At 63.5% G+C, this 23,968-nt stretch carries 23 protein-coding genes; 2 read left to right on the forward strand and 21 right to left on the reverse strand.

Annotated elements, in window-relative coordinates:
• Positions 1 to 9: 9 nt before the first annotated feature.
• The gene (locus tag C453_RS02370) at positions 10 to 2,214 is read right to left on the reverse strand and encodes an ATP-dependent DNA helicase (RefSeq protein ID WP_008322490.1); all 2,205 of its coding nucleotides are present in this window, start codon (positions 2,212 to 2,214) and stop codon (positions 10 to 12) included.
• Positions 2,215 to 2,358: 144 nt separating this feature from the next.
• Between C453_RS02370 and C453_RS02375 the strand changes: the two genes are divergently transcribed.
• Positions 2,359 to 2,823, forward strand: coding sequence for a DUF6789 family protein (locus C453_RS02375; protein ID WP_008322491.1), 465 nt, complete (start codon positions 2,359 to 2,361; stop codon positions 2,821 to 2,823).
• Positions 2,824 to 2,856: 33 nt separating this feature from the next.
• Here C453_RS02375 and argF read toward each other — a convergent pair whose 3' ends face one another.
• From argF to lysW, 7 genes are read right to left on the reverse strand one after another with little or no spacing between them, the layout of a single operon-like run.
• Positions 2,857 to 3,756, reverse strand: a complete 900-nt coding sequence (argF, locus tag C453_RS02380) for an ornithine carbamoyltransferase (RefSeq protein WP_008322492.1) — start codon at positions 3,754 to 3,756, stop codon at positions 2,857 to 2,859.
• Between the two features lie 33 nt (positions 3,757 to 3,789).
• Complete coding sequence (locus C453_RS02385) at positions 3,790 to 4,899, reverse strand: [LysW]-lysine hydrolase (protein WP_008322493.1); 1,110 nt, start codon at positions 4,897 to 4,899, stop codon at positions 3,790 to 3,792.
• Positions 4,896 to 6,032 carry an aspartate aminotransferase family protein gene (locus C453_RS02390; RefSeq protein ID WP_008322494.1) on the reverse strand — a complete coding sequence of 379 codons (1,137 nt, stop codon included), beginning with the start codon at positions 6,030 to 6,032 and terminating at the stop codon, positions 4,896 to 4,898. The genes C453_RS02385 and C453_RS02390 overlap by 4 nt, the downstream gene beginning before the upstream one ends.
• Complete coding sequence (locus C453_RS02395; RefSeq protein WP_008322495.1) at positions 6,032 to 6,970, reverse strand: acetylglutamate/acetylaminoadipate kinase; 939 nt, start codon at positions 6,968 to 6,970, stop codon at positions 6,032 to 6,034. The genes C453_RS02390 and C453_RS02395 overlap by 1 nt, the downstream gene beginning before the upstream one ends.
• A gap of 54 nt (positions 6,971 to 7,024) precedes the next feature.
• Positions 7,025 to 8,068, reverse strand: coding sequence for an N-acetyl-gamma-glutamyl-phosphate reductase (argC, locus tag C453_RS02400; protein WP_008322496.1), 1,044 nt, complete (start codon positions 8,066 to 8,068; stop codon positions 7,025 to 7,027).
• A complete protein-coding gene (gene lysX, locus C453_RS02405; protein WP_008322497.1) occupies positions 8,065 to 8,940 on the reverse strand; it encodes a lysine biosynthesis protein LysX in 876 nt (291 codons plus the stop codon). The genes argC and lysX overlap by 4 nt, the downstream gene beginning before the upstream one ends.
• A 2-nt stretch (positions 8,941 to 8,942) precedes the next feature.
• Positions 8,943 to 9,122 (reverse strand): lysine biosynthesis protein LysW, encoded by a 180-nt coding sequence (gene lysW / locus C453_RS02410; protein WP_008322498.1) that lies wholly within the window; start codon positions 9,120 to 9,122, stop codon positions 8,943 to 8,945.
• 21 nt (positions 9,123 to 9,143) lie between these two features.
• Between lysW and C453_RS02415 the strand changes: the two genes are divergently transcribed.
• The gene (locus C453_RS02415; RefSeq protein ID WP_008322500.1) at positions 9,144 to 9,452 is read left to right on the forward strand and encodes a hypothetical protein; all 309 of its coding nucleotides are present in this window, start codon (positions 9,144 to 9,146) and stop codon (positions 9,450 to 9,452) included.
• Here C453_RS02415 and argH read toward each other — a convergent pair.
• The 13 genes from argH to C453_RS02480 form a co-directional block, all read right to left on the reverse strand.
• The gene (argH, locus tag C453_RS02420; RefSeq protein WP_008322502.1) at positions 9,443 to 10,909 is read right to left on the reverse strand and encodes an argininosuccinate lyase; all 1,467 of its coding nucleotides are present in this window, start codon (positions 10,907 to 10,909) and stop codon (positions 9,443 to 9,445) included. The genes C453_RS02415 and argH overlap by 10 nt on opposite strands.
• 1 nt (position 10,910) lies before the next feature.
• Positions 10,911 to 12,131: an argininosuccinate synthase gene (locus tag C453_RS02425; RefSeq protein WP_008322504.1), complete on the reverse strand. Its 1,221-nt coding sequence runs from the start codon at positions 12,129 to 12,131 to the stop codon at positions 10,911 to 10,913.
• A gap of 463 nt (positions 12,132 to 12,594) precedes the next feature.
• The gene (locus C453_RS02430) at positions 12,595 to 13,806 is read right to left on the reverse strand and encodes a cation:proton antiporter (protein ID WP_008322506.1); all 1,212 of its coding nucleotides are present in this window, start codon (positions 13,804 to 13,806) and stop codon (positions 12,595 to 12,597) included.
• Positions 13,806 to 14,291: a cation:proton antiporter regulatory subunit gene (locus C453_RS02435; protein WP_008322508.1), complete on the reverse strand. Its 486-nt coding sequence runs from the start codon at positions 14,289 to 14,291 to the stop codon at positions 13,806 to 13,808. The genes C453_RS02430 and C453_RS02435 overlap by 1 nt, the downstream gene beginning before the upstream one ends.
• A gap of 85 nt (positions 14,292 to 14,376) precedes the next feature.
• Positions 14,377 to 14,979, reverse strand: a complete 603-nt coding sequence (locus C453_RS02440) for a diacylglycerol/polyprenol kinase family protein (protein ID WP_049907473.1) — start codon at positions 14,977 to 14,979, stop codon at positions 14,377 to 14,379.
• 7 nt (positions 14,980 to 14,986) lie between these two features.
• Positions 14,987 to 16,771, reverse strand: a complete 1,785-nt coding sequence (glyS, locus tag C453_RS02445) for a glycine--tRNA ligase (protein ID WP_008322511.1) — start codon at positions 16,769 to 16,771, stop codon at positions 14,987 to 14,989.
• Complete coding sequence (locus C453_RS02450; RefSeq protein ID WP_008322512.1) at positions 16,764 to 17,618, reverse strand: CBS domain-containing protein; 855 nt, start codon at positions 17,616 to 17,618, stop codon at positions 16,764 to 16,766. The genes glyS and C453_RS02450 overlap by 8 nt, the downstream gene beginning before the upstream one ends.
• Before the next feature lie 195 nt (positions 17,619 to 17,813).
• The gene (locus tag C453_RS02455; RefSeq protein WP_008322513.1) at positions 17,814 to 18,380 is read right to left on the reverse strand and encodes a DUF7529 family protein; all 567 of its coding nucleotides are present in this window, start codon (positions 18,378 to 18,380) and stop codon (positions 17,814 to 17,816) included.
• 79 nt (positions 18,381 to 18,459) lie between these two features.
• Positions 18,460 to 18,882, reverse strand: a complete 423-nt coding sequence (locus C453_RS02460; RefSeq protein WP_008322514.1) for a DUF7555 family protein — start codon at positions 18,880 to 18,882, stop codon at positions 18,460 to 18,462.
• 3 nt (positions 18,883 to 18,885) lie between these two features.
• Positions 18,886 to 20,223 (reverse strand): ABC transporter ATP-binding protein, encoded by a 1,338-nt coding sequence (locus C453_RS02465; RefSeq protein WP_008322515.1) that lies wholly within the window; start codon positions 20,221 to 20,223, stop codon positions 18,886 to 18,888.
• A complete protein-coding gene (locus C453_RS02470; protein ID WP_008322516.1) occupies positions 20,223 to 21,299 on the reverse strand; it encodes an ABC transporter ATP-binding protein in 1,077 nt (358 codons plus the stop codon). The genes C453_RS02465 and C453_RS02470 overlap by 1 nt, the downstream gene beginning before the upstream one ends.
• Positions 21,296 to 22,741 (reverse strand): ABC transporter permease, encoded by a 1,446-nt coding sequence (locus C453_RS02475; RefSeq protein ID WP_008322519.1) that lies wholly within the window; start codon positions 22,739 to 22,741, stop codon positions 21,296 to 21,298. The genes C453_RS02470 and C453_RS02475 overlap by 4 nt, the downstream gene beginning before the upstream one ends.
• Before the next feature lie 6 nt (positions 22,742 to 22,747).
• The gene (locus tag C453_RS02480; RefSeq protein WP_008322521.1) at positions 22,748 to 23,797 is read right to left on the reverse strand and encodes an ABC transporter permease; all 1,050 of its coding nucleotides are present in this window, start codon (positions 23,795 to 23,797) and stop codon (positions 22,748 to 22,750) included.
• Positions 23,798 to 23,968: the final 171 nt, after the last annotated feature.

Raw genomic sequence — 23,968 nt, forward strand, 5'->3', positions numbered from 1 at the left:
ACCCTGCAGTTACGGCCGCGGCGGGTCGCCGTCGTAGGCGTCGTGGTCGTTGTAGAAGTTGAGCATCGCGAACTTGAGTTTCTTCGGCGTGATGTCGACCATCTCCGAGCGCTCTTCGACCGGGAACGACCCGCGAACGCCGTATTTCCCCATCGACGAACTCTCACGGGTGTAGCGCTTGTCGGCGAGGATACGAACCCCGTAGTCGTCCGGCGCGCGGATGACCCGGCCGAGCGCCTGCCGCGTCTTTCGGATGGTCGGAATCTCGACGGCGTATCGCCACCCTGCATCTCGCTTCCCGCGGTAGATTCGGTCGTAGGCGTCTTGTACCGCCTCCATCCGCTCGGAGAGGTGTGGGTACGGAACCCCGACGACGAGAACGGTTCGCGCGTCGTCGCCGTCGAAACTCACGCCCTCCGCGAGCGTCCCCCACAGCGACGTGAGGAGGACCGCGTCGTCGTTGCCGACGAACTTTTGGCGGGCCTCTTCGGCGCGGACGCCCGGCTCGTCGAGAAAGAGCGTGTGGTCGACCTGCGGATTCGCGCGCAACCGCTCGTGGTAGCGTTCTGCCTCCGCGTACGACGGGAAGAACACGAGCGTGTTCCCCGGCGTGAACCGCGCGGTATCGAGAAGCAACTGCTCGATAGTCTCCTGTGTGCCCGTGTCGTCGCGCTCCGACGAGAACAGCGCGGGCAACGAAACGGCGAACGTCCGCCGGTTCTCCTCGGGATATTCGAGGCCATAGGCCATCGTCACCGGGTCGTCGAGACCGAGCGTCTCTTCGGTCACGTCGAACGGGCGGAGCGTCGCCGACATCAGGATGCTCGCGTGAACTTCCTCGAACAGTTCGCTCGTCACGTCGTGCGGGATGCAGGTGTAGAGTTCGGCGCGGCCGTAGATTTCGTCGGTGCCGCCGTCGCGCCGTACCGAGAGCATCGGATGGCGGCCGAGTTCGCCGCCCATCTCCATCCAGTCGGCGATGAAGTTCGCCGCCTGCAACGTCTGACACTCCTTGCGCGTGGTCGCGTCGCCGTTTTTGTACTCCTCTTCGTACTGCTCGTCGAGACGCTTGCCCAACTGCAACGCGAGTTCGACTTCCACGTCGATGCCGCGGCCCTCGTACGACTGGAGGAACGTGAGCGTCAGGTCGTCACGGCGGTTTTTGTTGGCGATAGAGAGGTCGTACCAGTTCTCGCCGACCTGTTCGCGCTCGCCGAAGCCGAACGCCTCGTCGTAGCTCTCACGGAGGGCGTCGAGGAAGCTTCCGACGACGTTGCGGGCACTCTCGGCACGCGAGTCCTCGACGCCCTCTAACTCGTTCATCGCGCTTTCGAGGGTGTTCTCCGTGAGCGCGCGACTCGCGTGGTCGCGGGCGGCGCCTTCGATGTTGTGGGCCTCGTCGAACACCGTGATGATGTCCTCGGGTTCGCGGTCTAACCACCGGAAGAACTGCTCGCGAATCATCGGGTCGAGCAGGTGGTGGTAGTTACAGACCACGAGGTCGATGCCCTCCATGCCCTCCTTCAGCAACTCGTAGCCGCAGAAATTCTGCTTGCCGGCGTATTCGAAAATCTCGTCGGGCGTCCGCACGTCGTCGAACAACCACTGGAAGAACTCGTCTGTGTTCCGCGTGAGGTTGTTGTAGTAGTGGTCGCAGTAGTTGCCCTCCTGCAACTCGTCTAACTCCTCGTCGAGGCGGTCGAGTTCGTCGGTGACGGCACTTCTGGCGTCGGCGGCGTTCGAGTCACCCTCGCGCATCTGGTCCAAGAGGAGGTCGGCCTGCTCCGAGAGTTCGGATTTGTCCGACTCCTTTTCGACGATGCTTCGGGTGGTGTCGCGGAGGGTCTGACACTCCTGAAAGCCCACGTCGATGTGGCACATCGAGGATTTGCCGCGAAACACCACGGCGCGAATCGGCTCGGTTCGCGTTATCTGCCGGGCGTCGGCGACGAACTGGCGCATCTGCTGGTGGACGTTCGTCGTGATGACGACCGTCTTGTCGCGTTCGCGGGCGTACTGGAGGGCGGGCACGAGCGCCGAGATGGTCTTTCCCGTCCCGGTCGCGCCTTCGAGGAGGACGTTTCGCTCCTCGTCGAGCGCGTCGGCGATTCCCGACATCGCCGCCTCCTGATTCGGATACGGCTCGTCGTAGGGGAAGAATCGCCACGTCCTCCCGGCGTCGGCCTCGTCGCGGGAGTCGTCTGCGTGGGACACGACCGATTCTCGGTCGCCATCCGGTTAAAAACCTCGGAGGGGGACCCCCCACTTGACACACCCTACTTAATCGTATCTCCGCGTTGCGACCGCGATGCCCGTCCGAGAGAGCATTTTGTCGCGCTCTCGTGAACGTCCGGCTACATGGCAACAGACACTGCCACCTCACGAACCGAATCGACACTCGACGCGGACTGGCAAGCGGGCGTCGTCGCTGGCGCGGTCGCCGCCGTCGTCATGGGCGCGATGATGGTCGTACAGATGCGCCCGGTTCTCGAAGTCGCTATCCCGTCGATGTACACCCTGATGGGCGGTGCCGCCGGATTCAGTATCCACGTCGCCCACGGCGCGGTCCTCGGGGTCGCGTTCGCAGGGGTCGCTGGCGTCGTTGACCTCGACTCGACACCGAAGTCACTCGGCCTCGGCGTCGGCTACGGCATCGTTCTCTGGGTCGTTCTCGCCGTTCTCGTGATGCCCGTCTGGCTGAGCGCAGTCGGGTCGCCCGCGAACCCGCCGCTGCCGAACGTGAGCACGACGAGCCTCGTCGGTCACATCGTCTACGGTGCTGCGCTCGGAGTCGCGTACCCCGCAGTCGAGCGCGTCTTCTAAACTGGCTGCAAAAGGAATCGCCGCTCCGACCGACTATTCTTCCAGCAACTCGACGATGAGTCCCTTCTGGGCGTGCAGGCGGTTCTCCGCTTGCTCCCAGACGAGCGACTGCTCGCCTTCGAGCACGTCGCCGGTAATCTCCTCGCCGCGGTGGGCGGGCAGACAGTGCATGACCTGCGCGTCGGTCCCGTCGAGCAGGTCCTCGTTCAGTTGGAACCCCTCGAACGCTTCGAGCTTTTCGTCGCGTTGGTCCTCTTGGCCCATCGAAATCCACACGTCGGTGTAGACCACGTCGGCTCCGTCGATAGCTTCCTCGGGGTCGGTCGTGACCGTCGGTGCCTGTCCGAGGTCGGCGGCGCGCTCCATGACTTCGTCGTCCATCGCGTAGTCCGGTGGCGTCGCCACCGTGAGGTCGATACCGGCCATGGCACAGCCGAGGACGAACGACTGGCCGACGTTGTTGCCGTCGCCGACCCACGCGGCCTGCACCTCCTCGAACGACCCGACGTGCTCGCGGATGGTGAGCAGGTCGGCGAGCGTCTGGCAGGGGTGGGCGTCGTCGGTCAGGCCGTTGATGACTGGTGCCGTGGAGTGTTCGGCGATTTCCAGCAGGTCGTCGTGGTCGAACAGACGGGCCATGATGGTGTCGCCGTAGCGACCCAGCACGCGGGCGGTGTCACAGAGCGGTTCGCCGTGTCCGAGTTGGATGTCTTCTGGGCCGAGAAAGAGCGCGTGGCCGCCCAGTTGGGTCATGCCGGTCTCGAAGGAGACACGGGTGCGCGTACTCGGCTTCTCGAAGAGCATCGCCATCGTCGTTCGGGGCAGTCGCGTCTCGTCGTCGCCGGCCTTGATGGCGGCGGCACGGGAAAGAACGCGGTCTAACTCCGATGCGCTGATGTCGTCGATGTCGATGAAGTGTGTCGTTTCGAGCATTGTGGTAATCGTGTCTCCTGTCGAGTCGATGCCTCAGTCGTCCGCGAGACGCTCGCAGACGGTGACCAGCACGTCGATTGCGTCGTCGAACTCGTCGAGTTCGAGGTGTTCGTTCGGCGCGTGGTCGAGGTCGGAATCGCCGGGGCCGTAGGTCGCCATCGGGCAGTCCCACGTCCCGGCGAAGATGTTCATGTCGCTGGTGCCAGTCTTGCGGAGCAAGCGTGGCTTCGTGTCGCCAACACCGCGGATAGCGACGCGGAAGGCCCGTGCGACGTCCGTGCGCGGACTCATCATCACGGGCGGGATGGGCTTGTTCCAGTGGACGCTGCCGCGAGTGAGTTCGCCTTCGGCGACTTCGCGCACGTCGTCGATACTGAGACGCGGCGGGACGCGGAACTGCACGTCCACGGTCGCTTCGACCGCGAGGCCGTCCTCGGTGGGGCCGCCGTCGAAGTTCACGGGTTTGGTCGTCACCGTGTCGAAGACGCCGTCGCGGTCTTCGTCGAAGAAGTCGGCCACGCGCGACCACCACGCGACGGCCGACTGGATGGCGTTGTCCTCGGGGCGCGAGGAGTGTCCCAACTCGCTCGTCGCAACGTAGGTCCCCGAGAGGAACCCGCGGTAGCCGAGGGTCACGCCGTCCCAGCCGGAGGGTTCGCCGTTGACGACGGCGTCGGGTTCCTCGCGGTCTTCGACGAGGTGCCACGCGCCGCGCGAGGTTGTCTCTTCGCCGACGACGCCGACGAACGAGACACCGGTTTCGACGGCCGCGGCGGCCATCGAGCAGAGTGGGCCAGTCGCGTCCACGCTGCCGCGCCCCCAGAGCGCCCCGTCTTCGACCGTCACGGGGATGTCTCCGGGGACGGTGTCGATGTGCGAGGTCAGTAAGACCGAGTCGTCGGCAGGTGCGCGGACGTTGCCGACCTCGTCTATCCAGACCTCGCGGTCGTGGGCCTCGAAGAACGCCTTCAGCACCTCGGCGGCGGCCTCCTCGTCGCCCGAGACCGAGGGCGTCGAGACCATGTCGTAGAGGAGTTCGCGCGCGTCGGCCCAGTCGCTCCCGGCGGTCAGTTCCGCGGGTGCATCCGTGTGTGCTGCCGAGTCGCCCTCTCCTGTGGCGTCGTGGTCGATTCCGGCGTTCATGACAACACGTTCGTCATCGCGTCTACCGCGCGGTCGGCGTGTTCTTCCTCGATAATCAGCGGCGGGAGGAAGCGCACGACGGAACGTCCGGCAGGGAGCGCGAGCAGTTGTTCGGACAGCGCGAGATGCTTGAGCGTGCGGTTCGCGCCGCGTTTGACTTCGACGCCGACCATCAGGCCATCGCCGCGAACGTCGCGAACCGGGAGGTCGTGTTCCTCGACGGCCGCTTCGAGTTCGCTCGTGAGGTACTCACCCACCGCGCCCGCGTGGCCGGGCAAGTCTTCCTCGACGATGGTGTCGAGGGTGGCGTTGGCGGCAGCACAAACCACGGGACCGCCCGAGAAGGTCGAGCCGTGAGAGGCCGCGCCGTCGGCAATCCAGTCGGCACAGAGCGTCGCGCCGAGGGGAAGGCCGTTGGCGATGCCCTTCGCGCTCGTGAGGATGTCGGGGACGACACCGGCCTGTTCGCAGGCCCAGAGCGTCCCGGTGCGGCCGATACCGGTCTGAATCTCGTCGAAGACGAGCGCTGCGCCCGCGTCTTCGGTCAGGTCGCGGGCGGTCTGGAGATATTCGGTCGTGGCCGGGTTGATGCCGCCTTCGCCCTGAATGGGCTCGAGGAAGACGGCGGCTGTCTCGTCGTCGACGGCTTCGGCCAGTTCTTCGGCGTCGCCGTAGGTGACGAACTCGACGCCGCCTGCGACCGGCTCGTAGGGCTTCTTGTACTTCTGTTTCCACGTGAGTGCGAGCGACCCGAGGGTACGGCCGTGGAAGGCGCGCTTAGTGGCGACGATTTTCTCGCGTCCGGTCGCCGAGCGGGCGAACTTCATCGCCGCCTCGTTGGCCTCGGTCCCGGAGTTACAGAGCCAGACGTTCTCGATGTCGCCGGGTGCGAGCGCCGCAAGCTTCTCGTAGAGTTCGGTGCGAACCTCCACGGGATACGACGCCTGCACGTAGGTCAGTTTGGCAGCCTGCGCTTGGATTGCCTCGGTGACGGCGGGGTGGGAGTGGCCGAGCGCCGCGACGGCGTAACTCGCGCCAAAGTCGAGGTACTCGGTGCCGTCGTCAGCGTAGAGGTACGCACCCTCACCGGATTCGATGGTGATGGGTTTCTCGTTGAAGACGAAGCCGGACATTATTGTGTGGCCTCCGTCGTCTCTGTCTCGACGAGCGCGCCGGGCGTCACGTGCGTGCCGCCGCCGTCGAGTGCGGTGGTGATGGGGTCGTTCAGGTTCGCGTCGGACACGACGACTTCGGCGGCCCCGCCGTCGAGTGCTTCCTTCGTGGCCATGACCTTCTTCGTCATGAACCCTTCAGCGGCGTCTTCGAGGGCCGCGAACTCGTCAGGCGTGTCGGCCGTCTCGATGAGCGTCGATTCGTCGTCGGGGTCCTCGTAGACACCTTTCACGTCGGTGAGGACGACGAGTCTCGCGCCGAGTGCGCCCGCGACTGCTGCGGCGGCGCGGTCGGCGTCCGCGTTGACCGGGACGCCGTCGTCTGCGAGCATCGGAACCGTCACGATAGGCGTGTAGCCGCCGTCGAGAAGCGTTTCGAGGAGGTCTGTGTTGACCGCGGTAATCTTCCCGGAGTGGTCGCCGCGCTTGATTTTCTTCTTGCCGTCTTCGACGACGCGAACTGCCGATTTGCGCGGGCCGGTGAGGAGACCGCCATCGACGCCCGAGAGGCCGAGCGCGTCGACACCGGCCTCGCGGAACAGCGCCGTCAGGTCGGTGTTGAGCTTGCCGGGCATCACCATCGAGAAGACGTCCATGGTGCGCTCGTCGGTGAAGCGGCCGGTGACGCCGGAGGGCGATTCGACGTAGGTGGGTTCCTCGCCGAGTTCTTCGAGCGTCTCGTCGACGGCTGTCGAACCGCCGTGGACGACGACGACGTCGGTGCCGTTGGCGACGAGGTGGGCCACGTCGTTGACGGCTCCTTCCGGGTCGACGGCCTTCGCGCCGCCGACTTTGACGACGACCGGCGGTTCAGAGCCGCCATCCGTAACGAGGTTTTTGTCGTTGTCGACGAGCTGTTCGTGTGCCGCGAGCAGTTCCTCACGTGTGTAGTCTGTCATTGTCGATGTGGTTCGAGAGGTGGTCAGTCTGGGGGATGTTCGGGGACGATGCGCTCAGGGTGAGCCGACCGGGTGGAGACCGGTGAATTCCAATCCGGCGGTCTCCTCCAGTCCGAGTGCGATGTTGGCCGCGTGGACTGCCTGCCCGGCGGAGCCTTTCATCATGTTGTCGATGGCGGAGAAGACGACGAGTCGGCCGTTCGTCGGGTCGATTTCGAAGCCGACTTCGCCGAAGTTGGTACCTGCAACGGACTTGGGTTCGGGGTAGCGATAGACGCCGCCGCCGCCAGCGACGGTGCGCATGAACGGCTCGTCGCCGTAGGTGCCGCGGAACGATTTCCACATGTCACCTTTCGAGACCGGGTCGTCGGGGAAGACGTGACAGGTCGCCGCCGCGCCGCGAACCATGTCCACGGCGTGGACGGTAAACGAGACCGAGAGGCCCAGATACTCCTGAATCTCGGCTTCGTGGCGGTGTCCGGTTGGTGCATAGGGCCGGACGATGCCGGAGCGTTCTGCGTGCGAGGACGCTTTACTCGCGCCCGCGCCGCCTTCCGACGAGCCGACTTTCACGTCGACGACGACCTGTTCGTCACCGGAGAGAATCTCGGCGTCGAAGAGGGGCTTGAGACCGAGCATCGTCGCCGTCGCGTTACAGCCACCTGCCGCGATGAGGTCAGCACCGGGCAGGTTCTCGCGGTTCAGCTCGGGAAGCGCATACTCGGATTTGTCGAGGTATTCGGGACAGATGTGGCCGTCGTACCACTCGTCGTACTGCGCTTCCTCGGAGAGGCGGAAGTCAGCAGAGAGGTCGACGACGGTGCCTGCGGCCTCTTGGAATGCATCGATGTGTTCCATCGAGACGCCGTGAGGGGTCGCGGTAAAGAGGACGTCCACGGATTCGAGGTCCGCAGGCGACGTAAAGCGGAGGTCGAGGTGGCGGAGGTTCGGGTGGACGTGGCCGACGGTCTTGCGCTCGTAGGAGCGACTCGTGGCCTGTTCGACCTCGAAGTTCGGGTGGCCATCGAGGAGGCGAAGGAGTTCGCCCCCAGTGAACCCGGAGCCACCGACGACGCCCGCGGTGAGTTGCTCGGTCATAGGGAGGCCTCCGCGAGCGTCTTTTCGCCTTCGACCTTCGATTCGAGCCAATCGACGACTGTCGCGGGCACGTCCACGTCGACGGCCTCGTTGAGCGCCTTGAACTCGACGGTGTGGTTGACCTCGTGGACGGTATAGTCTTCTCCTGTCTCCATGAGGTCGATACCGAGCAGACCGCCGCCGACTGCGTCGGACGCCTGCTGTACGAGTTCTTTCGCGCGGGCGTCGAGTTCGAATGCCTCGGCGTCTGCGCCCTTCGCGGCGTTGGTGAGCCAGTGGTCCGACGAGCGGGTCATCGCGGCGATGGGCTCGCCGTCGATAGCCAGCACGCGGATGTCGCGGCCGGGCTTCTCGACGAACTCCTGGATGTAGAACACCTTGTGCTCGTAGTTGCCGAGCGTCGCTTTGTGTTCGAGGATGGCCTCGGCGGCCGCCTCGGAGTCGATTTTCGCCATCAGACGACCCCACGAGCCCACGACGGGCTTGAGGACGCAGGGGTAGCCGAACTCCTCGACGATGTCCATCGCGGAGTCGACGGTGAACGCGACCTTCGTGTTCGGCGTGGGGACACCCGCATCTGCGAGTGCGAGGCTGTTTTTCGCCTTGTCGGCGCAGATGTCGGCCGTCTCGTGGGAGTTGACGACGGGAATGCCGTACGACTGCAGGAAGCGCGTGATGTAGAGGCTCCTGCTTGTCGCCAGACAGCGGTCGACGACGATGTCCACGTCGTCGAACGCCGCCGGTGGCTCAGAGAGGTCGAACTGCTCTTTCCGCACGTCTATCTTCGTCACCTCGTGACCGCGGTCGCGAAGCTCGTTGAGAAGCAACTTCTCGTCGCGGCGAATCCGGGAATAGAGCAGTCCAATATTCACGCTTACTCTCCCCAGTCCTCTTCGAGTTCAGGTGCTTCTTCCAGTGTCACGGGGTCGAGGGAGACGACCTCGAGTTCCGTCCCCGTCGCGGGACTGTCGATAATCTCGCCGACTTCCACGTCGGACGGCAGCTCGATTTCTTCGCCGGTCAGCGGGTCTTCCGCAGTGATGGTGTCGCTCATTACACCCGATTCTGGACGGTGATGGGTATTAAATCCGTCGAAATTTACGAAGCAAAAAACAGTGTAAAGAAGCGTCTCTCGGTGGTTATCGGGCGAATCGACCGACACTGGTGGTCGGTCGAACGACGCGTCGGGCTCGGTTGCCAGCCTCACCCAACACCGGGGACGGGACCGGTCGGGCCGTCCCCAGCGTCGGGCGCGGTCGTGGTCGCGGTCGCGGTTCGGTTCGCGGTCGTCGCGGGACCGAAACCGCTCGTCGCGGTCGTCGCGGAGCAACAGCTCGCGGCGGTCGCGGCAGGCCGGAGCTGCGGGTCGCGTTCTCAGACATAGTTCGATACCTCTTCGTCGAGTTGCTCGGCGGCCGCCGCCAGCGAGGCGCGGGCGTCGGCGACCGCCGCAGCGTCGGCTTCGAGTTCGTCACGGGCCGTCGAAAGCGTCGCCTCGACGGCGACGGGGGCGGGACCGCCGAGGGAGTCGCGACTGGCGACGCTCTCGGTGGGGTCCAGCGCTGCGTTGACGGCCGCTTCGCTCACGTGTGTATACAGTGACTCACCTAATACGTCCGTAGCGACGGCGTCAAGTGTTGCCACGTCGGGGGTTCCCGAGGAGCGGGCGGCCGCTTCGGCGACGACTTCGTGGGCCGTGCGGAACGGCAGCCCGGCCATCGCCAGCAGGTCGGCGACGCCCGTCGCCGTCGAGAACCCTTCGCCCGCGGCCTCCGCCAATTCGTCTTCGGGCCACGTCGCGGAGGCGACTGCCCCAGCGGCCACGGCGGCCGCTTCGGTCACGTCGTCCACCGCGCGGAACGTGTGGTTGTGCGCGCGTTGCAGGTCGCGGTTGTACGCGCGGGGCAGTCCCTTCAGCGTCGTCAACAGGCCGGTGAGTTCCCCGACAGCGTCGCCCGCGACGGCGCGGACGAGTTCCATCGTGTCGGGGTTCTTCTTCTGCGGCATAATCGACGACGTAGAGGAGTAGTCGTCGGAGAGGTCGACGAGTCCCTTGTTCGAGAAGACGACGAGGTCTTCGGCGAGTCCTGACAGCGTGACCGCGTGCGTGGCGAGTGCGGACAGCGTCTCCGCGAGAAAGTCGCGGGTCGCGGAGGCGTCCATCGAGTTCTCCATGACGCTGTCGAAGCCGAGCAGGTCGGCGACGAGTTCGCGGTTCACGTCGAAGGGCGTGCCCGCGAAGGCGGCCGACCCGAGGGGTGACTGGTTGATGCGCTCGTACGCGCAGACGAGGCGGGCGCAGTCGCGGGCGACCGCTCGCTCGTACGAGAGCAAGAAGTGCGCAACCGTCGTGGGTTGGGCAGGTTGCAGGTGCGTGTAGCCGGGCATCACCGTCTCGGTGTGCTCGGCGGCTGTCTCGACGAGCGACTCGCGCAGGGCGAGCGCGGCGTCGAGCGCCTCCAGCACGTCTTCGCGCAGGCGGTAGCGAATACAGGTCGCCACCTCGTCGTTGCGCGAACGCGCGGTGTGCATCTTCCCGCCGTCGACACCGACGATGTCGATGACGGCGGCCTCGATGGCTTCGTGGACGTCTTCGCCGCCGGAAAGCGAGTCGTGGCCAGCGGTCTCGACCTCGTCCAGCGCGTCGAGAATCTCGCTTGCAACGTCGGACTCGATGATGTCCTGTGCCGCGAGCATCACCACGTGCGCCCGGTCGACGGCGAGGTCGGCTTCGAAGATGCGCTCGTCGGACGCGAGGCTCGACATGAACCCGCGGGCGGGGCCGCCGCTGAAGCGGTCCCGGCGAATGACGCTCTCGGAGTCGCCGTCCTCGCCTGTCATCTTACTCTTCGCTGCCGCCGTCGGCGGCGAGTTCGGGCTTTTCTTTCTGTGCTGCGCTCTGGTTTGCCAGACGCGCCTGGAAGCCGTGGTACTTGGCGACGCCCGTGGCGTCGGCCTGCTCGATGCCGTCGACCGTCTCCGTGTTGAAGGAGGCGGCGGACTCGGAGTAGGCGGCGTACTCGGACTCGCGGCCGACCGGGCGGGCCTGTCCGCCCTCGAACTTGATGGTCACGGTGCCCGTGACGCGCTCTTGGGTCGTTTCGAGGAACGCGTTCAGCGCGCCCACGAGCGGGGCGTCGATGAGGCCTTCGTAGGCCTTCTGGGACCACTCGTTGTCCACGGTGGCCTTGAAGTCGCGTTCTTCTTTCGTGAGGACGAGGCCTTCGAGCGCCTTGTGGGCGTTCAGAAGCGTCGTCGCGGCCGGGTGCTCGTAGTTCTCGCGCACCTTCAGGCCGAGCATGCGGTCTTCCATCATGTCCGTGCGGCCGACGCCGTAGGAACCGGCCTTCTCGTTGAGATGCGAGATGAGTTCGAGGGGTTCCATCGCCTCGCCGTCGATGGCGACGGGGTAGCCATCTTCGAACTCGATTTCGACGAGTTCCGTCTCACCGGTGGGCTGGTCGGTCCACTCGTAGATGTCTTCCGGCGGGACGTAGCTGGGGTCTTCGAGGTTGCCGCCCTCGATGGAACGGCTCCAGAGGTTCGTGTCGATGGACCAGACGCCCTCATTGCCGCCCTGCACGGGTAGGTCCTTCTCGGCGGCGTACTCGATTTCCCACTCGCGGGTCATGCCCATCTCGCGGACGGGCGCGATGACTTCGAGGTCGGAGGCGCGCCAGACGGCCTCGAAGCGGAGTTGGTCGTTCCCCTTGCCCGTACAGCCGTGGGCGATGCCGTCACAGCCCTCTTCCTGTGCGAGGTCGAGAATCGCCTGTGCGATGACCGGGCGCGCGAGCGCCGTACCGAGCGGATAGCCCTGATAGTCCGCGTTGGCGCAGACCGAGTCGAGACAGAGCTGTGCGAACTCCTGTTTCGCGTCGATGACGTAGTGGTCGAGACCGAGCGCCTCTGCGGTTTCGTAGGCTTCCTCGAACTCTTCTTCTGGCTGGCCGACGTCGACCGTGACGCCGATTACTTCGTCGTATCCGTACTCTTCTTCGAGAATCGGAACGCAGACTGTTGTGTCCAGTCCGCCCGAGAACGCGAGTGCGACTTTCTTCATGTACCTGTTTGTGACGTGGATAGCTAAATAAATTCTTTGCATTTAGATTATGAAATTAAGGGGTAGAGATGTCTATAGCCACGAAAAAGGAAGATTAGCAAATTCGACGTGTCCCGAAGGATATGATGATACTGGCCCTAAAGGGCCGGTCGTCGTCGTCGGACAGCAGCGGCTCGCAGCGGGGCAAAAGTGGCGAGGGTGCTGCGAGTCGCCATAGTTGCGAATGAGTACAACAGCGTCCCTATTAAATTCTTTCGGCGACGCAACCTTCGCCTCAGTCGAGCACCTCGACGGCGAGTTCGAAGAGGAGTTCTCGGTCGAACAGTGCGACCACGAGTGCAACCACGAGGAGGACGACGAGACCGACTGCGAGCCATTCGATGAGTGTCATGGATGCATCCGGGCGTGAGTCACGCGTCGGAAAAATGCTCTGTGGCCGTCTGGCCGTGTCCAGATTCTCCCGTCAGGCGTTCGGTTCTGTCGTCCCACTGCGAAAGACCAGTCGTTCGACGAGGTCCGACCGCTGCATCAACACCGTCCCGAAGGCGCTCATGACGAGGACGTAGCCGACGGCGAACGCCGGAATCACCTCCCGCATCACCTGCGTGGTTCCCGACGCGGCCAACGCCGCGATGACGAGCGAGAACTCGCCGCGCGGGACTAACCCGACGCCGACGCGGAGCGACCGGTGGGTCGAGAGGTCGTAGACGCGCCCGCCCAGATAGCCCGACAGTACCTTCGCGGGCGTCGTCAACACCACCGCCACGACGAGCGGGACGGCGGCCGCCCCGAGGAGCATCGGGTCGGTTCCGAGACCAATCCAGACGAAGAAGACGGCCGCGAACACGTCGCGAACGGGAACGAGCAGACGCTCGATTCGCTCTCGATGGCCGCTCGTCGAGAAGCCCATGCCGACGAAGAAGGCGGCGACGGCCTCGCTCACGCCGAGTGCCAGGGCCGCGCCCGAAATCGGAATGACCACCGCCAGCGTGCGGACGACGAACGCTTCCTGATTTTCGATGTCGAGGACGCGGGTGAAAAGCCCCGTCCCGTACTGGACGGCCACGAGTAGGAGGCCGAGGAAGCCGAACGCGATGGCCAGCGACTGGCCGATTGCGGCCACACCGCCGTTCCCCGCGCCCCCGCCGCCGAGGACGAGCGACGTGACGACTGCGAGGTAGACTGCGATAGCGAGGTCTTCGAAGACGAGCGTCCCCAGTATCGGCTCCGATTCGGGGTCGGCAATCCACCCGAGGTCGATGAGCGTCTTCGTCACGATTGCCGACGACGAGATGTAGACGATGCCGCCGAGAAGGAGCGCCTCGACGATTGACCACCCGAACGCGAGTCCGATGACGATACCGAGCGGGAGGTTGATGCCGAGGTCGATGATGCCCGCGCGGCCGATATTGCGTCGCGCAGCACGGAGTCTGTCGAGACTGAACTCCAAGCCGAGGAAGAACAAAAGCAAGACAATACCGAGTTCGGCCAGCAGTGCGACGACCTCGCCGTCGGCGACGTACGGCATGCCGAGTCTGCCCGCGACGTGCGGCCCGACGACGACACCGCCGACGACGTACAGCGGGATAACCGAGAGCCCAAGACGGAGTGCGACCGCACCCGTCACTGCGACCACCGCAAACAGGTAGCCGAATTCGAGCAGTTCTCCAGCCATCAGCTCCCTTCGACGAGGTCGACGAAGTTCCGGCAGGCCTCTTTCGGGCCGATGACGACGAGCCTATCGCCCGTCTTGATGGTCGTGTCGCCGCCGGGTGAGGTGATGACTTCGTCCCCGCGCTCGATGGCGATGACCGACGCACCGGTCTCCTGTCGGAGGTCAGACTCGCCGAGCGTCTTTCCGGCCACCTCGGACTCTTCCTTGACTTCGACCCACTCGATGAGTGTGTCCTCGCCGAGGAACGTCTGGATATCTCCGGACCGAATCGGCTGGAAGTAGGCCCCTTCGAGGAGTGTCCCGACCTGTCTGGCGAGTTTATCGTTGAGTTCGAACAGCTTCTCGGAGTCGCTGTCGGCACTCTCGCGGCGGAACACCTCTCTTTTACCTGTGTTGTGGGTCACGATGACGAGTCGAGACCCGTCACCGATTTCCACTTCGTGTTTCTTCCCGACGCCCGGAAGGTCGCTCTCGTAGACAGTCACGACAGAAACCTTAGCGACAAACAAAAATAAAGCCGTCTCCCGGTTTGGACCGAAGTCCGGTCTGTCGTCGGCGAGGTCGACGAGCTCAGGCGACGACCCAGAGCATCGCCGCGATACCGACACATGCGACCGGCGGAATCGAGAGGTTGTCGTCGATGACGTAGCCCGCGACGACCGGCTTTGCGCCGTCGGCCAGTGTCGCACCAACTGCACCGACCACCGATGCGCCGACGCCAGCGACGACGCCGACGACGGGCACGACGAAGGGTGCAGCGAGGGCGAAACAAACGGTGAACATCGCGCCGAGCGTCGGAAGCGACTTCATCTCACCGACCGGGGCTGACCCGAGAAGCCCGCTTATCGGGTCGCCGATAGTGAGCATCAACATTCCGGGGACGGCGATGTGGGGTGCGAACACCAGCGCGACAGCCGTCTGGCTGTAGATGTAGAGTGCGTAGCCCGCGACGTTGTCCTGTTCGTACTCGCGGGTGAGTTCGTCGTAGATGCGCCAGTCGAGGCCGCCGAACAGACGGAGCGCTTCGAGGACGGTGACGACGACAGACGCGAGGATGAACAGATAGCCGAGTACCCGCCAGTCGACGAGGTCGAGGATGTACAAAAGCGGCATCCCCGAGCCACTCGCGTGCACCAGTCGCCGCTTGACTTCGGCGGTACTCGGTCGCCACACGGTGAGTTTAGGCTTCGACTGCCTCGTTGTCTTCGACCACCGCGTCGAACGAGACGGTTCCGGCGCGGAGACCGACCAGCGTGTCGACGAGGTCGGACACTGCGACACGGACCTGTCGGCCGGAGTCGCGTTCGCGGATGGTGACGGTGTTCGGGCCATCGCCTTCCATCCCATCGCGGTCGACGGTCACGCAGAACGGCGTGCCGACTTCGTCCTGTCGGCGGTAGCGCCGACCGATGCTGCCGGAGTCGTCGTAGGCGACTGCGAAGCCAGCGGCGCGGAGTTTCTCCGCGATGTCGTCTGCGAGGTCGACGAGTTCGTCGACGTTGCTGACGAGAGGGAAGACACCGACGTTCGTCGGTGCGACGGTGGGCGAAAGCGAGAGGAACGAGCGCTCTTCGCCGTCGACCTCGTCGGTCTCGTACGCGTGCGCGAGAAGCGTGTACACCGTGCGGTCGACGCCGAACGAGGGTTCGACGACGTGCGGCGTGATGTGCTCGCCCGCCTCGGTCTGCGTCTCGACCGAGAAGTTCGCGACGTCGGTATCGACGGTGACTTCCTCGCCGTCGAGGTCGAGGGTGACTTCGTCGGCGTCGAAGGCGTCAGGGTCGCGCTCGGCGAGGGTTTCGAGCGCCTCGGCCACGTCTGCGGCCTGTGCGCCGAACTCGGGACCGAGCGTCGCCATGTCGGGGTCGACGACGGCGCGTTCGACCGTCTTGGGTTCGTCGTACTGCTGGAAGACGGTGAAGTCGTCGTCGCCGTACTCGCCGTGCTTCGAGAGGTCGTAGTCGCTGCGGTACGAGAAGCCCGCAATCTCTATCCAGTCGCCGTCGACTTCGCTTTCGGCGTCCCAACAGTCCGCAGAGTAGTGGGCGCGCTCGCCCGCGAGGTGCTGGCGGAAGCGGAAGCGGTCCATGTCGACGCCGATGTTCTCGTACCACTCCTGGGTGATGCCGAGGAAGTAGCCGAGCCACGCGTTGCCGATGATGCCGTCTTCCACAGCCTCGCCGATGGTCGTCTCGACGTAGTCGCCGTCGTCGGCCTGCTGCTCGGTCGCGGGGTACAGAAGCACCTCAACGTCCTCGACGCCAGAGAGGTCGGGTTCGTCTCGCTCGGGGTCGATGAAGTGTTCGAGTTCGGCCTGCGTGAACTCGCGGGTGCGGACGATGCTCTTGCGCGGGCTAATCTCGTTGCGGTAGGCGCGGCCGATTTGGGTCACGCCGAACGGAAGCTGGTTCCGCGCGTACTCTTTGATTCGCGGGAACTCCACGAAGATGCCCTGTGCCGTCTCGGGCCGGAGGTAGCCGGGGGACGAGGAACCGGGGCCGATGTTCGTCGAGAACATCAGGTTGAAGCTCTCGACGGACTGGCCAGCGAGTTCGGCACCGCAGTTCGGACAGACGAGGTCGAGCTCCGCAATCTTCTCTGCGGCTTCTTCGAGCGACAGCGTCTCGGCGTCTTCGAGGTCGGAGTTGTCCTCGATGAGGTGGTCCGCGCGGTGCGATTCGCTGCACTCGGCGCACTCGACGAGCATGTCGTCGAAGCCGTCGAGGTGGCCGGAAGCCTCGAACACTGGCTCCGGCATGATGGTCGGAGCCTCGATTTCGAGGTTGCCCTCTTGGACCGCAAAGCGGTCGCGCCACGCCTCTTCGACGTTGGACTTCAGCGCCGCGCCCTGCGGGCCGTACGTGTAGAAGCCGCCGACGCCACCGTAGGCACCGGACGAACCGAAGAAGAAGCCGCGTCGCTTCGCCAGTTCGACGAGTGCGGCCGCCTCGTTACCCTCACTCATGCAGCGCCTCCAGCAGGTTGATGTCGCGGACGATGCCGATGAGTTCGTCGCCCGAGACGAGCGGAATCTGTTCGATGTCCTCGCGAATCATCGTCTGGGCGGCGTCCTTTGCGGTGACGCGCGTCGAGACGGAGACGAGGTCGTCGGTCATGAACTTCGAGACCGGTTCAGCCGGAATCTCGACGTTCCGAGTCGGGATGTAGCGGTTGCCGACGGCCTTGATGCCTTCCCACATCCACTCGTCGTCCTGCCCCGCGACGGAGTCGCCGGTGCCTGCCTCGCCTTCGACGACGCGAGCGACTTCGATGATGTCGACTTCGGTGACGATACCGGCCAGCGACGCTTCGTCGTCGAGGACGACCGCGTACGGGACGTTCGCGTAGTAGATTTCGCGTTCGACGACCGGCAGCGGCGTCTCGATGTACGTCGTGTTCACGTCGCGAGCGGCGAGGTCGCCGACCGGGGTCTCACCGTCGATGTCGCCGCGAGCGATTGCGCGGATGACGTCCGTCACGGTGAGGATGCCTTCGATACCGTCACCGTTGATGACGGGGATGCGTCGCGCATCTTCCGAGACCATCGTCTCGGCGACGACTTCGAGGTCGTCGTCCGAACTCACGGTCGGTACTTCGCGGACGAGGACCGCAAGCTGGTCTTCGTCCGGGTGCTTGATGAGGTCCTCTCGGGAGATGAGACCGCGGTACTTCGTCCCTTCGTCCGTCTCTTTGACGACCGGCACGGAGGAAAAACCGCGCTCCTGCAGATACTCCAGCACGTCATCGCGGGTACCCGGCAGGGAGACCGTCACGACCTTCTCACCGGGCGTCATCGCGTCGGCTACTTTCATACCACCGCTTTCATCCCCACGCCTAATGTACTCTGCGAAGGCTCGCGCATCCTTCACACGGTTGGTTCTTCGTTCGAGTTCTCAAACAAACGCATCAATAACATAGCATGAGCGTCGGGTAGGTGCGTGAAAGAGAGAACCTGAAACTTCGACGCCACCTCGATGCTCCCATCGTGGGCCGGTCGTCCGACTGACTTACTCCTCGTCGCCGTCCGCGTTCGGCGCGAGTCGTCGGATGGCGTCGAGGTTGGGGAAGAACTTCTCGGGGTCGTCGTGTTCGACGATACCGACGACTGTTCCGTCGAGTTTCTGGAGATACGTGTACATGTAACCCTCTTCGACGGCCACCGTCGCACACTCCAGCGCCTCGCGGAGGTTCCACGCGCCGGCGACGAGCACGGCAGTGTCGATGTCCGGTGCAAATAGTGCCGTCACCATGTAGACGCGGCCGTCGTTCTCGGCGCGGTACACCTCGTACTCTGGGAACTGTGTCTCTTCGAAGAGTTCGGAGATCTCCTCGGCTTTGTCTCCGGGAACCACGTACGCGATGCCGTATGCCTCATCGTCGCTTTTCAGTGATGATGGACCAAACACGCCGGTGTCACCGGCGGCGATACGAACGGTGTCCCACCCATCTGCTTCGAGGTCATCGGCCATCGCAGTCATGTCGTCGAGGGTTGCTCCCCACGCCTCTCGACGGCGGTCCGCTTCGCTCGCGATGCGCTCGACGTCGGGCGTCTCCTCGTCTCCGATTTCGACCATACAGATGCTGGACGATGGATATGGTAAAAGGCATCGAAGCACACGGTTCGGTCGTTCGACCCGTGTGCGAACAGGGCTGTCAGTAGTTGATGCCGAAGACGACTTCCATCGCGAACGACATCGCGAGGATGCACATCGCTGCGAGAAACAGCTTTGTCCCACTCGACGGGCGCTCGTTCGGACCTGGGCGAAGTGTCGGCGGCAACGTCACGTCGAGGAGGGACGAGACCAGTTTCTCGATGCCGACCTGTTCGTCGCCGCCGGAGAACAACCCACCATCGTCACGTCCGTCTTTCCACGCTGCTTTCGGACGCACCTTCAGGGACGCATATGCGAGCATCGTGAACCCCAGGAAGAACATGAGCCACTTTGCTCCCGGGAGACCACCACCGGCGAGAACACTCACCGTGGCAGTCAGGCCGAACACCACGCCGGTGAGTACGACGGCGTAGGCCACCGCATCGATGGTCTTGAGACCGAATCGGCGTGGATTGAACTCCATGGCTTAGTGAACGAGTGACTCGAAGACGGTTGCAGGCTCGTCGTATTCGTCCTCGTGGCGGTGACAGAGGCTCAGGCGACCCTGGTCGCCAACACCGAGTTGGCTGGGGCGCTCGCGATCACAGACGCTCCCGAACTCTTCACGGAGATACGTCCGCCCGGCCTCTTCGTCGTCGTTTTCGGCGTATTCGGCTGCCTCGTTGATGTGTTCCATGACCGTGTTCGGAACGTCGAGGTTGCCGAACAGTTCCTCGAGTATCTCGTCCATCCCCGATTCGTGGGTCTCGCGGCCGAGAAGTTCGCGCACCCGATCGGAAATCGATGGCTCGACGCGTGACCGCTCGCGGAGAACTTCGCGAAACACCTCGATGCGCTGCCACACGTCGTCGTCGAGCGAGCGATACTCGTCGGGACGAATCTTGACCGGACAGCGCGTCGAGAACGGACAGCCAGCCGGCGGGTCACGCGGGCTCGGTGGCGTACCCCGAAGGGTAATTCGGTCGCGTGCCGTTGTCGGGTCTGGCTCCGGAATCGACGACAGGAGTGCGTGCGTGTACGGGTTCGCCGGTGCCTCGAACATCTCGTCCGACGGACCGATTTCCATGATGTTCCCGAGGTACATCACTGCCACGCGGTCACAGATGTGCCGGACGACGGCGAGGTCGTGGGCGATAAACAGGTACGTTAGCCCGAACTCCTCTTGGAGGTCTTCGAGCAGGTTGAGAATCTTCGCCTGCACCGACACGTCGAGCGCAGAGACCGGCTCGTCGAGGATGATGAAATCGGGTTCGAGCGCGAGCGCTCGGGCAATGCCGATACGCTGGCGCTGGCCGCCGGAGAACTGGTGCGGGTAGCGGTAGTAGTGCTGCTCTTGCAAGCCGACGGTTTCGAGGAGGTCGCGGACGCGCTGGCGACGCTCCTTCGGCGTCTTCCACTCGTGGACATCGAGTGGTTCGCGGACGATTTCACCGACAGTCATCCGCTCGTTGAGGCTCGAATCGGGGTCCTGAAACACCATCTGAACGTCGCGGCGGAACTGTTTGAGGTCCGCTCCCGACAGCGTCGTGATGTCGGTTCCGTTGAGTTTGACCTCACCCGCAGTGGCCTCTTCGAGACGCATCAGCGTGCGACCGAGCGTGGACTTCCCACAGCCGGACTCACCGACGAGCCCGAGCGTCTCGCCCCGTTTGATGTCGAACGAGACACCGTCAACTGCCTTGACTGGGTTACTGCTGAGGAACCCCCCGTCTTCGTAGTAGGTCTTCAGGTCGTTGACTTCGAGGAGCGTCTCCTGTGTCTCTCGGGTCACTGCTTCTTCTTCTTCGGTCGTCGTCGTACTCATCAGTTGTCACCTCTCTGTGTGTTGCCGTCGCGGTGGATTGCGACCGCCTCGTCTGTCGAGATGTCCTCCGGGTAGAGGAGACACGCTGCGAGGTGTTCGGTGTCGTCCGACCCCACGCTCATGGGCTTCGGATGCACTACGTCACACTGGTCGAACGCCTTCGGACAGCGCGGTGCAAATCGACAATAGGTGGGGTCTTCGTTCGGCGTCGGGACGTCCCCCTCGATAGTCGAGAGGCGGTCGTCCTCGCCGAGCCCTTGCCCCGGAATTGAATTGAGCAGCCCCTGCGTGTAGGGGTGCTTCGGCGACTCGAACAGTTCGACGACCGGCGCGTTCTCGATGATTTCGCCAGCGTACATCACGTTGACGCGGTCTGCGATTTCGGCGATGACACCCATGTCGTGGGTGATGAACATAATCGCCAGGTCGCGTTCTTCCTGTAACTCTTCGAGAAGTTCCAGAATCTGCGCCTGGATGGTCACGTCGAGTGCCGTCGTCGGCTCGTCGCAGATGAGCAGTTCGGGGTCGCACGCGAGCGCCATCGCGATGACGGCACGCTGGCGCATCCCGCCAGAGAACTGGTGGGGATACTCGCGCAGTCGGCGGTTGGCGTCCGGAATCCCGACTGCTTCGAGGAGTTCGATTGCTTCCTGTGTCGCCTTCGAACCAGATAGCCCGCGGTGCAGGCGGAGTGCTTCCTTAATCTGGTTCCCGACGGTGTACACGGGGTTCAGACTGGTCAGCGGGTCCTGGAACACCATCGCGATGCTGCCACCGCGAATCGACCGCATCTGCTTGGGCGATTTCTCGATTAGGTCCTCGCCGTCGAACATGATGCGCCCGTTTTCGATGCGTCCCGGTGAGTCGATAAGACGCATGATAGAGCGGGCAGTGACCGACTTTCCGGACCCGGACTCGCCGACGATACCGACCGTCTCGCCGCGATAGATGTCGAACGAGACGCCGTCGACGGCGCGGATGACCTCTTTGTCGGTGTAGAACGCCGTGCGTAGGTTCTCGACCGACAGGATGGGCTCTGCGTCGGCACGGGTCTTCGTGGACTGGTCGGTGCTCATGCACCACCACCCCCTGCGGCCGCGGTTTCGTTCTCGCCAGTGTCAGCCTGCGGGTCGATAGCGTCGCGGATACCGTCACCGAACGCGTTGAGTCCCGTCACGACGAGCGTGATGAGCACACCAGGGATGAACGAGATGTGCCACGAGGGGCTTGCGACGTACTGCTGACCGTCGGCGATGAGTCGTCCCCACTCGGGCGTCGGAGCCGTAATCCCGAGGTTGAGGTACGAGAGACCGGCGACGCTGATGATGATACCACCGAGACTGAGCGAAGCGTAGATGAGCATGTAGCTGAACACGTACGGAGCCATGTGCTTGCGCATGACCTGCCCGGGTGTCTGACCGAACGATTTCGCGGCGTCAATCCAGTCCTGCTCGGACACCTGGAATGCTGGACCACGTATCGCACGCCAAATGAAGGGCCAGTAGACCAGGCTGAAGATGAGGATAATCAACACCGCACCGTCATATAACTCCCTTACCCAGGTGTTTTGGAAGATGACGAGCATCAAGATGAGGACCATGATGAGTGGTAGTGACTGTATCGAGTCACTCGCCAGCACGACGACCATGTCGGCGAGGCCCTTGTAGTACGCTGTGATCATGGCCAATGCGAGGCCGATGAGACCGGCGATACCGATGGACAAGGTGGCGATGGTCAGGGATATCCTGGCCCCGAACACCACCTGTGTGAATAAGTCCTTCCCGTTTGTCGCAGTCCCGAACGGATGGAATCTGCCGAAGTCGTCGTAGCTCATGGGACCGACGTTTTCGTCACCGGCACCCTGTGACCCCGAACCGATGTTGGCCTCACCGACGAGTGCCGTCTCGACGGACTCGGTTTCTTCGTCGAAGTAGCTGATTTCGTAGTCGTACGGCTGGAGAATGTTCTTCTCCATTGTGGTTGGACCGACGGCGGGCGCGAATACCGCCATAACCACAAACATGATAGTAATGATAAGACCGAACTCGCCCCAGGAGTGTCCCCGGAAGCGGTCGATAACGTCGTCGCGGGGCGTCCAGTCGACGCGGCGGTAGTGTCGACGGAAGCGGTTATACCCGTCCCAGAGCCACGCGAGGACTGCGAACGCGTATGCGTAGACCAAGACGAAACGAACCGCCCACGCTGCTGCGGGCGACAGTCCGAGGAACGTCCCGACGTACTGCGACCCGTCCCAGTAGCCCTGGTTCGGAATGACGTCGCGTGAGACGAGCGTCGGGATGCTCTTCAGCGACTCTTGGAGGGACGCGACGGTGGCGGCCCCCGGGTCCCCCGGAAGCAAGTTGACGATGACGCCGGCGAGCGCACCGAAGACCTGCAAGACTGCACCGAGTTCGACCCCGATGAGTACTGCACCAACGGCTGCCCAGACGAGTGCCGGTTGGGGATTCTCAGCGATACGTTGTCGAAGCGGAAGTTCAGTTTCGGTTTTCGTACTCACTGTAAGTCACCCCTCGTACCCGACGCGCGGGTCGATAATCGTGTACAGGAAGTCCTGTAGGATGTTCGTTCCCACCAGGATGAGGATGAAGATGTACATCAGCGTCCCGATGAGCGGCAAGTCGCCGTTGATGGCTGCGTTGAAGAACAGCCACCCGAGGCCGTTGATAGCGAAGACTGTCTCAACGAAGACAGAACCGCCGAGAAGCAGGAACGCCTCACCCGTGATGATGGGCACGAGCGGGATGAGCGCGTTCCGGAAGATGTGCTTCCAGACGAGCGTCCGTCCGGAGACGCCCTTTGCGCGGGCGGTCTCGACGTAGTTCGAGTTGATGGTCTCGAGGACGGCGGTCCGACCAATACGCATCTCGTTACCCATCGACGCCGACCCGAGGACCAGCGCGGCGGGTGCAATCTGCTTTGTTGCTCGGACGAGTTCGTTCAGCCACTCCCCTGGATTTTGCATGAAGCTTTCGAGCGGAGAGACGAAGAAGCCCAGCGTTGGCGGTGTCACGACGTTCGTCTTCACGATCCACGATTGCCACGTGAAGAAGCCATTCGTCCACTGCCCAGTCTGTGAGAGGGCTGTGACGAGCATAATCGCGAGCCAGAAGTTTGGCATCGCACGCCAGACGATTCCGCCGAAGGAGGCGAAGTAGTCAGACGGCGTGTTCGGGTTCAGCCCAGCGTAGAAGCCGAGCGGAATCCCGACGAACAGCGCGATGAGGACCGACCAGAAGCCGAGCCAAATCGTCCGTGGTGCGTACACTTGGATAAGCTCGTACGCCGTCGTCCCGGGTGCGATAACCCACGACTGGCCGAGGTTGAAAGTGAACAAGCGATACATGAAGTCGAAGTACTGACTCCAGAGCGGTTGGTTCAAGCCGAGATTCGTTCGAATTTGCTCTGCCGCCTCTGGGTTGTACTGTGTCCCCAGAATTGCCGATACAGGGTCCAGTGGACCCAGACGGATGAGCGCGAACGTAATCGTTGTCCCAAATATGACGACAGGAATCGACATCAGTACCCGTCGCATGAAGTACTGCCATCGACTCATGGAGTCACCTCACTGACCGTTCGAGCGGACATTATTGTAAGGGTTTAATGAGAGGGATGGATATGTCTTGCGCTTCCAAGTTGTAATATCGAACTCTCAGGCACTATGGCTGCCGAATATTACGGGCAGAAGTGGCTAATTAAACGATTGTAAAAAATATTTCGAGTGTTG

Origin of the sequence: Haloferax elongans ATCC BAA-1513, assembly GCF_000336755.1 — an archaeon.
GTDB classification, from domain to species: domain Archaea; phylum Halobacteriota; class Halobacteria; order Halobacteriales; family Haloferacaceae; genus Haloferax; species Haloferax elongans.